Here is a 13,997-nt window from a genome sequence, read left to right as displayed (position 1 = left end):
CCCGCCATCGGTGTGGAAATAAAAATAATGAATCAGCCTTCGCCTTCTGTTGGTACGTGTCTGGACGTGCAGTCCTTTATCAATGCGCAACCGCTTTCCCGCTATCAATGGCGGGTGGTGATCCTGTGTTTCCTGATTGTCTTTCTCGACGGCCTGGACACCGCGGCCATGGGCTTTATTGCGCCGGCGCTGTCCCAGGATTGGGGCATCGACCGTGCCAGCCTCGGCCCGGTGATGAGCGCCGCGTTGATCGGCATGGTGTTTGGTGCCCTGGGCTCCGGGCCCTTGGCCGACCGTTTCGGGCGCAAGGTGGTGCTGGTGGGCGCGGTGCTGGTGTTCGGCGCGTTCAGCCTGGCTTCGGCCTACAGCAGCAACGTTGATCAACTGCTGGTGTTGCGGTTCCTGACCGGCCTGGGCCTTGGCGCCGGTATGCCGAATGCGACGACCCTGCTGTCCGAATACACCCCGGAGCGTCATAAATCGTTGCTGGTGACCAGCATGTTCTGCGGCTTCAACCTGGGCATGGCCGGTGGCGGGTTTATCTCGGCCAAGCTGATCCCGATGTTCGGCTGGCACAGCCTGCTGCTGCTCGGCGGCATCCTGCCATTGATCCTGGTAGGCGTACTGGTGCTGTGGTTGCCGGAATCGGCGCGCTACCTGGTGGTGCGCAATCGCGGCACGGACAAGGTGCGCAAGGCCCTGGCACCCATCGACTCGGTCACCGTCGCCCAGGCCGCCAGCTTCAGTGTCCCGGAACAGAAAACCGTCAAGGCGCGCAATGTGTTCGCGGTGATCTTCTCCGGCACCTACAGCGCCGGCACCCTGTTGCTGTGGCTGACTTACTTCATGGGCCTGGTGATTGTGTACCTGTTGACCAGTTGGTTGCCGACCCTGATGCGCGACAGCGGCGCCAGCATGGAACAGGCAGCGTTCATCGGAGCGCTGTTCCAGTTTGGTGGCGTGCTCAGCGCTGTGGGCGTGGGTTGGGCCATGGATCGGTTCAATCCGCACAAGGTCATCGGTACTTTCTACTTACTGGCGGGGGTGTTTGCCTACGCGGTGGGCCAGAGCCTGGGCAACATCACTCTCCTGGCCACCCTGGTGTTGATCGCCGGGATGTGTGTCAACGGCGCGCAATCGGCCATGCCTTCGCTGGCTGCGCGGTTTTACCCGACCCAGGGGCGGGCGACCGGGGTGTCCTGGATGCTGGGGATTGGGCGTTTTGGCGCGATCCTCGGCGCGTGGATGGGCGCCACGCTGTTGGGGTTGGGTTGGAATTTCGAGCAGGTACTGACGGCGTTGGTGATTCCCGCTGCATTGGCCACCACGGCGGTGCTGATCAAGGGCTTCGTCAGCCACGCCGACGCCACCTGATGTAGGAGCCGGCTTGCCGGCGATGAGGCCTTGGAGCCTTGCAGTGATTTCAGGATCGCCATCGCCGGCAAGCCGGCTCCTACAGGGGATTTGAGGTGATTGATAGCCAGGCAACAATCTGTTCGATTATCGAACGGTTAGTCGATTATCGGATTGTTTGGCCCCTGACCCCGGCTTACTCTTCAAGCACTTCGGCGCTGCCTCCAGCGCCTTTTTCGACCTACATCGGGAGCCCAACCCCATGGCTGAAATCCTTTCGCTGGCTGATGCGGTAAAGCAGTTCGTCAATGATGGCGACACCGTCGCGCTCGAAGGCTTTACCCACCTGATCCCTACAGCGGCAGGTCATGAAATCATTCGTCAGGGCAAGAAAGACCTGACGCTGGTACGCATGACGCCCGACCTGATCTACGACCAACTGATCGGGGCCGGCTGTGCGCGCAAGTTGATTTTCTCCTGGGGCGGCAACCCTGGCGTAGGGTCCCTGCACCGCCTGCGGGACGCGGTCGAGAAGCAATGGCCGCAACCGTTGGAGATCGAAGAACACAGCCATGCGGACCTGGCCAACGCCTATGTGGCCGGCGCATCCGGCCTGCCGTTTGCTGTGCTGCGGGCGTATGCCGGTTCCGACTTGCCCAAGGTCAACCCGCTGATCAAGACCGTGACCTGTCCCTTCACTGGCGAAGTGCTGGCGGCGGTGCCGTCGGTGCGCCCGGACATCACCGTGATCCATGCGCAAAAGGCCGACCGCAAGGGCAACGTGCTGTTGTGGGGGATCCTCGGGGTGCAGAAAGAGGCGGCATTGGCGGCCAAGCGTTGCATTGTCACCGTCGAAGAAATCGTCGATGACCTCAACGCCCCGATGAACGCCTGCGTGCTGCCGACCTGGGCCCTGACCGCGGTGTGCCATGTCCCGGGTGGCGCGCATCCGTCCTACGCCCACGGTTACACCGAGCGTGACAATCGCTTCTATCAAGCCTGGGACCCAATCGCTCGGGACCGTGGGACGTTTACCGCCTGGATCGATGAATACATCCATGGCACCGCTGACTTCAGTCAATTCCAGGCCAAGCTGGCGGCCGTGCAGGAGGCCAAGTAATGACTTACTCGACCAATGAAATGATGACCGTCGCCGCCGCGCGCCGCCTGAAAAACGGCTCGGTATGCTTCGTCGGTATTGGCCTGCCGTCCAAGGCCGCCAACCTGGCACGCCTGACGTCTTCGCCGGATGTGGTGTTGATCTATGAGTCCGGTCCGATTGGCGCCAAGCCCTCGGTATTGCCGCTGTCCATTGGTGATGGCGAATTGGCGGAAACTGCTGACACGGTAGTCCCCACCGGTGAGATTTTTCGCTACTGGCTGCAAGGCGGGCGCATCGACGTCGGGTTTCTCGGTGCGGCCCAGGTCGACCGCTTCGGCAATATCAACACCACCGTGGTCGGTGACTATCACCAGCCCAAGGTGCGCCTGCCGGGTGCCGGTGGCGCGCCGGAAATCGCCGGTTCTGCCAAGAGCGTGCTGATCATCCTCAAGCAGTCGTCCCGTTCGTTTGTCGACAAACTGGACTTCATCACCTCGGTCGGTCATGGCGAAGGCGGCGATTCGCGCAAGCGCCTCGGCCTGCCGGGCGCAGGCCCCGTAGGAATCATTACCGACCTGTGCATCATGGAGCCGGAGGAGGGCACTCACGAATTCGTGGTCACCGCCCTGCATCCCGGCGTTACTCGCGAGCAAGTGGTTGCCGCCACTGGTTGGGCGATCCGCTTTGCCGACCAGCTCAGCATCAGCGCCGAACCCACCGACATCGAACTGAACGCCTTGCGCGACCTAGAAGCCCGTACGGCCGCCGCCCATGGCCAAACCCCAGGAGAAGCCTGATGCGCGACGTGTTTATCTGTGATGCCATCCGCACCCCCATCGGCCGCTTTGGCGGTGGCCTGTCCACGGTGCGCGCCGACGACCTGGCGGCCTTGCCGATCAAGGCACTGATGGCGCGCAACCCGTCGGTAGACTGGACCGCGGTCGACGAAGTGTTCCTCGGCTGCGCCAACCAGGCCGGCGAAGACAACCGCAACGTGGCGCGCATGGCCGCGCTGCTGGCCGGCCTGCCGCCGAGCATCCCTGGTGTCACGCTCAACCGTTTGTGCGCCTCGGGCATGGACGCCATCGGCACCGCCTTTCGCGCCATCGCCAGTGGCGAAATGGAGTTGGCGATTGCCGGTGGCGTCGAATCGATGTCCCGGGCGCCGTTCGTAATGGGCAAGGCGGATGCGGCGTTCTCGCGCAACATGAAGCTGGAAGACACCACCATCGGCTGGCGCTTTATCAACCCATTGATGAAGGCGCAGTACGGCGTGGATGCCATGCCGCAGACCGCTGACAACGTGGCGGATGACTACAGCGTCTCGCGCGCCGACCAGGACGCCTTTGCCTTGCGCAGCCAGCAGCGCACTGCCGCTGCCCAGGCCGCTGGCTTTTTTGCCGAAGAAATCGTACCGGTGCGGGTCGCCCATAAAAAAGGCGAGACCCTGGTGGAGCACGACGAACACCCGCGTGCCGACACCACCCTTGAAGCCCTGGCCAAGCTCAAACCGGTCAACGGCCCGGACAAGACCGTCACTGCCGGCAACGCTTCCGGGGTCAACGACGGTGCGGCCGCCTTGATTTTGGCCAGTGCTGAAGCGGTGAAAAAACACGGCCTGACCGCCCGCGCCCGGGTGTTGGGCATGGCCAGTGCCGGGGTCGAACCCCGGGTGATGGGCATCGGCCCGGTGCCTGCGGTGCGCAAGTTGGTGGAGCGCCTGGGCCTGGCGGTCAGCGACTTTGATGTGATCGAACTCAACGAAGCCTTCGCCAGCCAGGGCTTGGCGGTGCTGCGTGAACTGGGCCTGGCGGACGATGCGCCGCAGGTCAACCCGAACGGTGGCGCCATTGCCTTGGGCCACCCGTTGGGCATGAGCGGTGCGCGCCTGGTGTTGACCGCACTGCATCAACTGGAAAAAACCGGCGGCAGCAAAGGCCTGGCGACCATGTGTGTCGGCGTCGGCCAAGGCCTGGCGCTGGCGATCGAACGCGTTTGAGACTTACAAGAATAAAGAGGATTGCTCCATGAGTGACAAGCCCGGATACCGGCGCCCGCAAGCGGGTACTCAGCCTGATTACCTGCACCCGGCATACCAGTCGACGAACCTGCGTTCGCCGTCCAAGCCGCTGGTGTTTTTGCCCCATTCGCTGTCGGAAATCACCGGCCCGACTATCGGCGCCGAGCGCATTGCCGAGCACGACAACGACCTGACTGCCCAGCACGATGGCGAGCCGCAAGGCGAGCGCATCATCATTCACGGTCGGGTCCTGGATGAAAACGGCCTGCCTGTGCCGGGCATCCTGGTGGAGATCTGGCAGGCCAACGCCGCCGGGCGCTACAACCACAAGCGTGACCAGCACGACGCGCCCCTGGACCCGAATTTCACCGGCACCGGTCGCACCGTCACCGATGCCGATGGCTGGTACCAGTTCCAGACCATCAAGCCCGGCGCCTATCCGTGGGGCAACCACCACAACGCGTGGCGCCCGGCGCATATCCACTTTTCGCTGTTCGGCCCCAGTGTGCTGACGCGCCTGGTGACCCAGATGTACTTTCCCGGCGACCCGCTGCTGGCCTACGACCCGATCTACAACTGCGTGCCGGACACCTCGGCCAAGGAACGCCTGATCGCCCGTTTCGACCTGGAAAAGACCGTGCCGCATTACGCCCTCGGCTACCGCTGGGACATCGTCCTGCGCGGCCGCGACGCCACGCCGATGGAGAAATGACATGACCCTCAACGCAACCACGTCCCACACCGTCGGGCCGTATTACCACATCGGCCTGACCTGGCTGAACCGCGAAGACCTGGCGAATGCGGGCACCCTTGGCGAGCGCGTGGCCATCACCGGGCAAGTGCTCGATGGCAATGGCGAGGTGGTCAACGATGCCATGCTCGAAGTCTGGCAGGCCAACGCTGCAGGCAAATATGACCACCCCGAGGATGACCAGGACAAAGCCCTGGACCCTAACTTCGAAGGCTTTGGCCGGGTGCCGGTGGACGCGCAAGGGCGCTTTCGTTTCAGCACCATCAAGCCGGGCAGTGTGCCGGGCCTCAAGGGCACGACCCAGGCGCCGCATCTGGTGGTGCTGGTGTTTGCCCGTGGTTTGGTCAAGCACTTGCTGACGCGGATCTATTTCGACGGCGAGGCAGCCAATGGCGATGACCCGTTGCTGGCGTGTGTGCCGGCAGAGCGGCGCCGCACCTTGGTTGCCAAGGCGGATGCGTCAGGGGTGTATCAGTGGAATGTGATTCTTCAGGGCACCGATGAAGAAACGGTGTTTTTCGATTACTGAGTTGGCTGCAAGGGCGCCATCGCGGGCAAGCCCGCTCCCACAGTGGAATGCGTTCACCTGTGGGAGCGGGCTTGCCTGCGATAGGGCCGGCACAGGCAACTGCTATCCAAAGGTCTGCTTGCGGAACGAGGTTGTTGCAAAGTATGTCTAGACTCTAACCCGTTCCCCACGAGTGAAAACAACATGACAACCAATACCAGTCACTACACCGGAGAAGAGCGCAGCAAACGGATTTTTGCGATTGTCGGGGCCTCTTCCGGCAACCTCGTCGAATGGTTCGACTTCTACGTCTACGCCTTCTGCGCCATCTACTTCGCCCCGGCGTTTTTCCCCTCCGACGATCCCACGGTGCAACTGCTCAACACCGCTGGCGTGTTCGCCGCAGGCTTTTTGATGCGCCCCATCGGCGGCTGGCTGTTTGGCCGGGTCGCCGACAAGCATGGGCGCAAGAATTCGATGATGATCTCGGTGCTGATGATGTGTGCCGGCTCCCTGGTCATCGCCTTTCTGCCCACCTACAAGGACATCGGCGCCTGGGCCCCGGCCCTGCTGCTGATGGCGCGACTGTTCCAGGGCCTGTCGGTGGGGGGCGAGTACGGCACCACGGCAACCTACATGAGCGAAGTCGCGCTCAAGGGCCAGCGCGGCTTCTTTGCCTCGTTCCAGTACGTGACCCTGATCGGCGGGCAACTGCTGGCGGTGTCGGTGGTGGTGATCCTGCAACAACTGCTCACCGAAGACGAACTGCGGGCCTGGGGCTGGCGCATTCCGTTTGTGATCGGGGCCGTGGCGGCGGTGATTTCGCTGCTGCTGCGCCGCTCCCTGAAAGAAACCACCAGCAAGGAAATGCGTGAAAACAAAGACGCCGGCAGCATTGCCGCGCTGTTTCGCGATCACAAGGCTGCGTTTATCACCGTGCTCGGCTACACCGCTGGCGGCTCGCTGATTTTCTACACCTTCACCACCTACATGCAGAAGTACCTGGTGAACACCGCCGGCATGCACGCCAAGACCGCCAGCTACATCATGACCGGCGCGCTGTTCCTCTACATGTGCATGCAGCCACTGTTCGGCATGCTCTCGGACAAGATCGGCCGCCGTAACTCGATGCTCTGGTTCGGCGCCCTCGGCACCCTGTGCACGGTGCCGATCCTGCTGACCCTGAAAACCGTGACCAGCCCGTTCCTGGCCTTTGTGCTGATTACCCTGGCGCTGGCGATTGTGAGTTTCTACACCTCCATCAGCGGCCTGGTAAAAGCGGAAATGTTCCCGCCGCAAGTGCGCGCCCTCGGTGTGGGCCTGGCCTATGCGGTGGCCAACGCGATCTTCGGTGGTTCGGCGGAATACGTGGCCCTGGGCCTGAAATCCATCGGCCTGGAAAACACCTTTTACTGGTACGTGACCGGCATGATGGCCATCGCGTTCCTGTTCAGCCTGCGCCTGCCGAAACAGGCGGAGTACCTGCACCACGATCTGTAAGGGATGAGTTATGACACTGCGCACGAGCAACCAATTGTTCGACGCTTACTTCACCGCCGACAGCATGGCCGAGGTGTTCTGTGACCAGGGACGCTTGCAGGGCATGCTGGATTTCGAAGCCGGATTGGCCCGGGCGCAGGCCGGGGTCGGGTTGATTCCTCAGGCCGCCGTGGCGCCGATTGCCCAGGCGTGCCTGGCCTCGTTGTACGACGTGGACGCCCTCGGCGCGGCGATTGCCACGTCGGGCAATTCGGCGATCCCGCTGGTCAAGGCCCTGGGCAAGTTGATTGCCAGTGAAGACGCCGGCGCCGAGCGCTATGTGCATCTGGGCGCCACCAGCCAGGATGTGATGGACACCGGCCTGGTCCTGCAACTGCGGCGGGCGCTGGAACTGCTCGATACGGACCTGGCCCGCCTGGGCACGGTGCTCGCGGCCCAGGCGCAGCGCTATGCCGATGTGCCATTGGCCGGGCGCACCTGGTTGCAGCACGCAACGCCGGTCACCCTGGGGATGAAAATCGCCGGTTGGCTGGGGGCGGTGACACGCAATCGCCAACGGCTGCTGGAGTTGAGGCCGCGCCTGCTGGTCCTGCAGTTTGGCGGCGCGTCCGGCACCTTGGCTGCACTGGACGAACACGCCATGCCGGTGGCGCAAGCCCTGGCGGCAGAGTTGCGACTGACGCTGCCCGAGCAACCCTGGCACACCCAGCGTGACCGTTTGGTGGAATTTGCCGCCGTGCTGGGCCTGATCGCCGGCAGCCTGGGCAAGCTCGGGCGGGATATCAGCCTGTTGATGCAGACCGAAGCGGGGGAAGTGTTCGAACCTTCGGCGCCGGGCAAGGGCGGCTCCTCGACTATGCCGCACAAGCGCAACCCGGTTGGCGCGGCGGTGCTGATCAGCGCTGCCACGCGTGTGCCGGGCCTGGTGGCGACGATGTTCAGCGCCATGCCCCAGGAGCACGAGCGCAGCCTGGGCCTGTGGCATGCCGAATGGGAAACCCTGCCCGAGATCTGCCGCCTGGTGTCCGGGGCGTTGCGTCAGGCGCTGCTGCTGGGCGAAGGCCTGGAAGTCGATGCGCAGCGCATGGCGCGCAATCTCGACCTGACCCAGGGTCTGGTGCTGGCCGAAGCCGTAAGCATCGTCTTGGCCCAGCGTTTGGGCCGTGAAACCGCCCATCACTTGCTGCAACAGTGCTGTAAACGCGCGGTCGCCGAACAGCGCCATTTGCGCGCAGTGTTGGCCGATGAGCCGCAAGTCACCGCCGAGCTGTCGGCGCTGGAATTGGATCGCCTGCTGGATCCGGCGCATTACCTGGGCCTGGCACAGGCCTGGGTCAGCCGCGCCGTGGCCGAGCACTTTGCATTGTCTGCCTGAGGAGACTGCTGTGGGATTTGTACGACTCGCCGATGGCGAACTGAACTACCAACTGGAAGGCCCTGAAGGCGCACCGGTGCTGGTGCTGTCCAACTCATTGGGCACCGACCTGCAGATGTGGGATACCCAGATGCCGGCCTTCACCGAGCATTTTCGGGTGCTGCGCCTGGACACCCGTGGCCACGGCAAATCCCTGGTCACCGAGGGGCCCTACAGCATTGAACAACTGGGCCGTGACGTGCTGGCGTTGCTGGACGCCCTGGATATCCAGCGTGCGCATTTCTGTGGTCTGTCCATGGGCGGGTTGATTGGCCAGTGGCTGGGTATCAACGCCGGTGAGCGCTTGCTCAAGCTGGTGCTGTGCAATACGGCGGCCAAGATCGGCACCCCTGAAATCTGGAACCCGCGGATCGACATGGTCCTGCGCGATGGCCAGGCGGCAATGGTGGGCTTGCGTGATGCATCGATTGCCCGCTGGTTCACTGCCGATTTTGCCCAGGCTCATCCCGATCAGGCCAAGCGCATTACCGACATGCTCGCGGCCACATCGCCCCAGGGCTATGCCGCCAACTGTGGCGCGGTGCGCGATGCGGATCTGCGCGAGCAACTGGCGTCCATCAAGGTGCCGACGTTGGTGATTGCCGGCACTGAAGATGCCGTCACACCCCCGGCGGGCGGGCACTTTATCCAGGCGCGTGTAGCGGGCGCCGAATACGCCGAGTTCTACGCGGCGCATCTATCCAACGTACAAGCCGGGGCTGCGTTCAGCGACCGGGTACTAACCTTCCTGCTGGATCGCTGAGGGCGTTTTTGTGGACGAGAAACAACGTTATGCCGAGGGGCTCGAGGTGCGGCGTGCAGTGCTGGGCGATGCCCATGTCGATCGCAGTCTCAATGCCCTGACCGAGTTCAACAGCGAGTTCCAGGAAATGATCACCCGTCATGCCTGGGGCGATATCTGGACCCGCCCGGGCTTGCCCAGGCACACCCGCAGCCTGATCACCATCGCCATGCTGATCGGCATGAACCGCAGCGAAGAGCTGAAATTGCACCTGCGCGCCGCCGCCAGCAATGGCGTGACCCGCGCCGAGATCAAGGAAGTGCTGATGCAAAGTGCGATCTACTGCGGGATCCCGGCGGCCAATGCGACGTTTCACCTGGCAGAGTCGGTGTGGGACGAGTTGGGGGTGGAGTCGCGGGACTGACGACAATTTGCCCGCCCTTATGCCAAGTCACTCTTCAGCCGCTGGAATGTAGGTGTTACGCCGTGGAAAACCGGTTTCTTCACGCAGCGCATTTTCGGTAAAGGTCTTGGGGTTGGTGGGAGTGGGGGGCGTCGTGGGGTCGTTGTCAAAATCAAAGGCGGGAGCAGTGGTCTGCAACCCAACAGCTTGGCGCTCCATATTGGACTCGCCATCGGTTTTGCCTGGGAGGAAGGTGCCGTGGGCGCCGTTATAGGCATGGGCCATTTCATGGTAGAGGACAACGACCGGCGGCTCTCGGAAGATAAAACCAGGGTTGCTGTTGATTGCTGCGCTAGTTGCTACCGAGCCTTTGGTATTACCTTGGATGTAACCTATCAAGGGTGACTCTGCGAGGTCGTCATATTCTTTTAGTTGTGTGTCATGCTCTCTCGTGAAGTTGTTGCCGTATGAATAACTAGTGTTGCCGGTGGTCTCTCGAATAGTAACGGGGGAACCATTGAGTTCGGCTGCCTCGTCTAGTTCAGAGAGCATTTTTTGTGCGGTCGGCGAGTTTCTGAAAAATTCAAGATTGTCTTGGGTGTGTTGCTTGAACTTGTCTGAACCTTCGACTTTAAAGGCTTTGTGCCCCGCATCGCTTATGCGCACTTGTCTTAGGGTTGAGCCGGCAACCCTGGCAACCCGATCCCCCGCGTCAGCGTAGATCTGGTCGCTTGCATGGTTTGCCAGGACGATGTCCCGGCCTCGGCCGGTGTAGAAGGTGGTCGGCCTTGTGCTGTACATCACGTCTTCACCGGGGCCGCCATGCATCAGGTTAATCGGGCTGGCGCCGATCATGGTGTCGTTGCCCTTGCCACCATCCATGTAACTGAACGTTCCCTTGCTGCCGGGGCCGGAGAGCATCAGGTCATTGCCGTTGTTGCCATACATGACGGTCTTGCCTGTGCCGCCGCGCATTGTGTCATTGCCGCTATTGCCTTCGGCGTAGCTGTTGGCGCTGCCCAGAGTGATATCGTCATCGCCCGCACCGCCATAGACACGGGTTTCACCACTGCCAAGGGCTTCAATCCTGTCTCGCCCCCTGCCGCCCTCAATGACAATCGGCATAGTGACGCGAGGATCAACCCTGATGTGATCATCACCGCCTTTGGACTTGATGTGCAGTTCTTCAGGGTAATCTTCGTGGTTGTTGATTTTTAATAGGTAATGAATGCCATTGACTTCCAAGTGAATGTTGTCGCCTGAAGCGGGATTAACCTTTATGACGTCTGAATGATTACCTGTAACGACTTGCAGCGCGTTGCTTCTGTTTAGATATCCATCATCCGTGGATTTCTCCCATGTGACTTGATGGGTTATTTTTATAGTGTTGTCGCTAAATAGGGCGAATGCGTTTGTATAGACGGGATATTTTTCAACGTAGTTCTGATCGATTGTCAATGTTGAATGTGGCGTAAAGAGCGTATGTGATTTTTTCAATGGCGGGCTTTGAATCGTAATGGGGTTCGATACGGAGTTACCCGCCAGTGTTACCGGGTGCGTGCTTGGTGGCGGTAGATTTAACGGTTGTAAGCCAGTTGATATTGCCATTACGTACTCTCGCTTTAGTGTGTGCGTTGAGTACTAGTGGCTGAGCGGTGGCCAAGGATTCCCAAGGGAACCAATGCCGGTTTTTTCGGGACCCGTAGCAGGGTGGCGTTCAGTGAGCGTCGGCGTCCCACACCCAGTTCCACACTCCCGGCAAGTGCACCACCTCGTTGGTATCCTTCACCGTGCGCGCCAGGGCTGCGCGTTCCAGGGTCGCGCGGTCGGTGTAGAAGGGGGCGGCTGCAGTCTTCAGGCCATTGGCCTGGGCACTGTCCATCAGGATCTGCAGGTATTCCGGCAGGTGCCGGGCGGTGTAGCGGTTGATGTCGTGAAAGGTCACCACGACCGGAATCACCCCGTCCACGGTCGGCAGTTCGCCCAGCGCAATGCGTTCGCGCACCAGCGATAGTTGCCGCAGCAGGTTGGCCCGCCGCCTCGGGCTGGCATTGAAGCCCCAGATCTTGCCGTCATTGGCACTCAAGTCGGTCAGCAGGATATGCATGCCGTGGCGCTGATAGGTGGCGAAGGTGCGCTTGTCATAGTTCCAGAAGGGCGGGCGCACCAGGCTGGGTGCGGTGCCAGTGATCGAGGCAATGCTTGCGGCGCCCAGGCTCAGGGTCTGTGCCAGGTCTTCGTCGTTCATCAGGCGATGGTTGCTATGCCAGCGGGTGGCGGTGTGGAAGGCCAGGATATGCCCGGCGGCGTGTTCGCGTTCCATGGTCTTGCGCCCGCGCGGGCTGCCGCCGGAACGCCAGGCCTGGCTCTGCAAAAAGAAAATTGCCTTGATCCCCGGCAGCACCGGGTTTTGAGCCAGGTCCTGGATTACCGAGCGGCTGGGATTGGCGTAGCCCGAGGCGCTGGGGCCATCATCGAACGTCAGCAGGAAACGGATCGGCGCCTGGCTTTGCAGGCGTTGTGCGGTCTGCGGGGTCAATGCCACGGGCGCGCCGATGCAGCCGCTGAGGCTGATCAATAGTGTGGCAAGCAAGAGGGCAATGAGTTTCATGGGGCTCTGGGGTCAATGATGCACATCCTTGTGATCGGGGTATGGAGGCCGGCAACATACAGCAAGCGCGTACCCCGTTCACTGTCAGTCTGCGTAGTGCTCACGCGGGCCATAGCCCATTTCCTCACGCAAGCCGTTCTCGGTGAACGGCTTGGGATTGGTTGAAGTAGGCGGCGTGAGTGGGTCGTTGTCAAAGTCGAACGGCGCGGCAGTAGTCGGCAGGCCAACGGCCTGGCGTTCTACATTGGGTGTATCCACTGGAGGGTTTGCGCCTACCTGCTCTTGGGTGTGGCCGCTGAAAAAGGTGCCCGTGCCGGCGTTCCAGGCATGGGCCGATTCATGTTGCAGGGTGACGATGGGTGCGGCAGGGACATTGGGGTCGGCGTAGATATCGAACGGATTGTACTGCAGGGTGCCGCTGTTGATTCGGCGACCTGCAGCCCCTTCTTTGATATGGCTTTGTTTTGTCTGTTCTGGCGACAGATGGTCGTCAAAATGACTGCTGGAACCTTCGATAATCGGCAACGGCGCGCCGTTTTGTCGAGCCACGGCGTCCATCCCCGCGAGCATTTGCTGGCCCACGGGCGAGCCGCGCAGCAATTCAAGGTCATCTTCGACCCGTTGCTTGAACGCCTGCGTGCCCTGGGCCTGGAACCCTTCTTTACCGGCGTTGCTTGGCGACACCGGGGTGATCGTTGCATCGGACCCGCCCAAGAGCCGATCAGTGGGTTTTGCATAGATGCGGTTGTCCGGCCGGTTGGACCAGATCGTGTCGTGGCCTTTGCCGCTGTAGAAGGTCGTGCGGTCGTGCCCCACCAGCACATCGTCACCTTGGCCGCCGTTTATCACCGTATGCCCATCGCAAGCGTATAGCTGGTCGTTACCGCTGCCGCCATCCAGGTAGCTTTGCTTCTGGGCGGCCCCGGCACCTGCGTACAGCCGGTCATTGCCGTTATTGCCGTACATGACGTTGGAGCCCGTGCCTCCCACTATCGTGTCATCACCTTCGTTGCCCTCGACATACCCGTTGCCGCTGCCCAGGCGCAGGGTGTCGTTGCCTTTGCCGCCAAACAGCTGGGTGGGGCCGCCGCCCGCTTGCACGTCATCGTCGCCATCGCCGGCTTCGACCTTGACCGGGAGCATGACGCCGGGGTCGATTTTTATCTTGTCGTCACCGCCATGGCTTTTGATATGCAGGCTGGTGGGCGCACTGTCCTTGGGGTCTCTGACATTAAACAGGTAGGGCTTACCGTTGACCTCGACCTTGAGCCGGCCATCAGGGTGGTTGCTCAGATGAATAGTGTCGGCGCTGTTGCCGGTTTCAAATGTCAGGGCGTCGCTCACAATGATCGATTTTCCCGGCGCCAGAGGTACTTCGCTCAGGGACTGGCGGACTCTGAGGTTGCCGTCATCGACCAACGTCAGTTGCTTGTCCTGCGAGGAGAAATTCGGAAGCTCCGGTTGCGCCTGTGAAGGGGTTCGCACAGAAGGAAACGGCTGGTGTTGGCTTTTGCCTGGCACGGCGGCGGGCTCGGCCTGCGGCGTGTGAGGGGGGAGGGCAGGCATGGCGTGATGTGGCGCGATCGTGTTCAT

General features: G+C 61.7%; 13 protein-coding genes. 10 read left to right on the top strand and 3 right to left on the bottom strand.

From position 1 onward, the window contains the following. Window positions 1-27 precede the first annotated feature (27 nt). From HBO11_RS25075 to pcaC, 10 genes are all read left to right on the top strand, one after another. Window positions 28-1,374, top strand: a complete 1,347-nt coding sequence (locus tag HBO11_RS25075; RefSeq protein WP_170059005.1) for an MFS transporter — start codon at window positions 28-30, stop codon at window positions 1,372-1,374. Between the two features lie 241 nt (window positions 1,375-1,615). Next, window positions 1,616-2,473, top strand: coding sequence for a CoA transferase subunit A (locus HBO11_RS25070; protein WP_169955514.1), 858 nt, complete (start codon window positions 1,616-1,618; stop codon window positions 2,471-2,473). Continuing rightward, entirely contained in the window at window positions 2,473-3,252 is a 780-nt protein-coding gene (locus HBO11_RS25065; protein ID WP_169955515.1) for a CoA-transferase subunit beta, read from the top strand. Before HBO11_RS25070 ends, HBO11_RS25065 begins: the two co-directional genes overlap by 1 nt. Further along, window positions 3,249-4,454: a 3-oxoadipyl-CoA thiolase gene (gene pcaF / locus HBO11_RS25060; RefSeq protein ID WP_169955540.1), complete on the top strand. Its 1,206-nt coding sequence runs from the start codon at window positions 3,249-3,251 to the stop codon at window positions 4,452-4,454. The genes HBO11_RS25065 and pcaF overlap by 4 nt, the downstream gene beginning before the upstream one ends. 28 nt (window positions 4,455-4,482) lie before the next feature. Continuing rightward, window positions 4,483-5,187: a protocatechuate 3,4-dioxygenase subunit beta gene (gene pcaH, locus HBO11_RS25055; protein WP_169955516.1), complete on the top strand. Its 705-nt coding sequence runs from the start codon at window positions 4,483-4,485 to the stop codon at window positions 5,185-5,187. A 1-nt stretch (window position 5,188) separates the two neighbouring features. Then, window positions 5,189-5,755, top strand: a complete 567-nt coding sequence (gene pcaG, locus HBO11_RS25050; protein WP_169955517.1) for a protocatechuate 3,4-dioxygenase subunit alpha — start codon at window positions 5,189-5,191, stop codon at window positions 5,753-5,755. Between the two features lie 183 nt (window positions 5,756-5,938). After that, window positions 5,939-7,234 carry an MFS family transporter gene (locus HBO11_RS25045; protein ID WP_169955518.1) on the top strand — a complete coding sequence of 432 codons (1,296 nt, stop codon included), beginning with the start codon at window positions 5,939-5,941 and terminating at the stop codon, window positions 7,232-7,234. Between the two features lie 10 nt (window positions 7,235-7,244). Then, window positions 7,245-8,609: a 3-carboxy-cis,cis-muconate cycloisomerase gene (locus HBO11_RS25040; RefSeq protein WP_169955519.1), complete on the top strand. Its 1,365-nt coding sequence runs from the start codon at window positions 7,245-7,247 to the stop codon at window positions 8,607-8,609. 10 nt (window positions 8,610-8,619) lie between these two features. Next, on the top strand, window positions 8,620-9,411 hold the full coding sequence (pcaD, locus tag HBO11_RS25035; RefSeq protein WP_169955520.1) for a 3-oxoadipate enol-lactonase: 792 nt from the start codon (window positions 8,620-8,622) through the stop codon (window positions 9,409-9,411). Window positions 9,412-9,421: 10 nt separating this feature from the next. Further along, on the top strand, window positions 9,422-9,814 hold the full coding sequence (gene pcaC / locus HBO11_RS25030; protein WP_169955521.1) for a 4-carboxymuconolactone decarboxylase: 393 nt from the start codon (window positions 9,422-9,424) through the stop codon (window positions 9,812-9,814). A 27-nt stretch (window positions 9,815-9,841) separates the two neighbouring features. On the opposite strand, the gene HBO11_RS25025 is transcribed toward pcaC, so the two are convergent. From HBO11_RS25025 to HBO11_RS25015, 3 genes are all read right to left on the bottom strand, one after another. Next, window positions 9,842-11,401, bottom strand: a complete 1,560-nt coding sequence (locus HBO11_RS25025; protein ID WP_169955522.1) for a M91 family zinc metallopeptidase — start codon at window positions 11,399-11,401, stop codon at window positions 9,842-9,844. A 109-nt stretch (window positions 11,402-11,510) separates the two neighbouring features. Then, window positions 11,511-12,404, bottom strand: coding sequence for a polysaccharide deacetylase family protein (locus tag HBO11_RS25020; RefSeq protein WP_169955523.1), 894 nt, complete (start codon window positions 12,402-12,404; stop codon window positions 11,511-11,513). A gap of 84 nt (window positions 12,405-12,488) precedes the next feature. Continuing rightward, window positions 12,489-13,997: a M91 family zinc metallopeptidase gene (locus HBO11_RS25015; protein WP_262381117.1), complete on the bottom strand. Its 1,509-nt coding sequence runs from the start codon at window positions 13,995-13,997 to the stop codon at window positions 12,489-12,491.

The organism is Pseudomonas sp. WS 5010, assembly GCF_012985565.1.
Lineage (GTDB): Bacteria > Pseudomonadota > Gammaproteobacteria > Pseudomonadales > Pseudomonadaceae > Aquipseudomonas.
The sequence above is the reverse complement of the archived record's forward strand: the minus strand, read 5'-3'. Positions and strand labels throughout refer to the sequence as shown.

Coding starts and splice junctions, on each gene's coding strand:
- HBO11_RS25075 (WP_170059005.1), top strand. CDS start 28: ATGAATCAGCCTTCGCCTTCTGTTGGTACGTGTCTGGACGTGCAGTCC.
- HBO11_RS25070 (WP_169955514.1), top strand. CDS start 1,616: ATGGCTGAAATCCTTTCGCTGGCTGATGCGGTAAAGCAGTTCGTCAAT.
- HBO11_RS25065 (WP_169955515.1), top strand. CDS start 2,473: ATGACTTACTCGACCAATGAAATGATGACCGTCGCCGCCGCGCGCCGC.
- pcaH (WP_169955516.1), top strand. CDS start 4,483: ATGAGTGACAAGCCCGGATACCGGCGCCCGCAAGCGGGTACTCAGCCT.
- pcaG (WP_169955517.1), top strand. CDS start 5,189: ATGACCCTCAACGCAACCACGTCCCACACCGTCGGGCCGTATTACCAC.
- HBO11_RS25045 (WP_169955518.1), top strand. CDS start 5,939: ATGACAACCAATACCAGTCACTACACCGGAGAAGAGCGCAGCAAACGG.
- HBO11_RS25040 (WP_169955519.1), top strand. CDS start 7,245: ATGACACTGCGCACGAGCAACCAATTGTTCGACGCTTACTTCACCGCC.
- HBO11_RS25025 (WP_169955522.1), bottom strand. CDS start 11,401: ATGGCAATATCAACTGGCTTACAACCGTTAAATCTACCGCCACCAAGC.
- HBO11_RS25020 (WP_169955523.1), bottom strand. CDS start 12,404: ATGAAACTCATTGCCCTCTTGCTTGCCACACTATTGATCAGCCTCAGC.
- HBO11_RS25015 (WP_262381117.1), bottom strand. CDS start 13,997: ATGAACACGATCGCGCCACATCACGCCATGCCTGCCCTCCCCCCTCAC.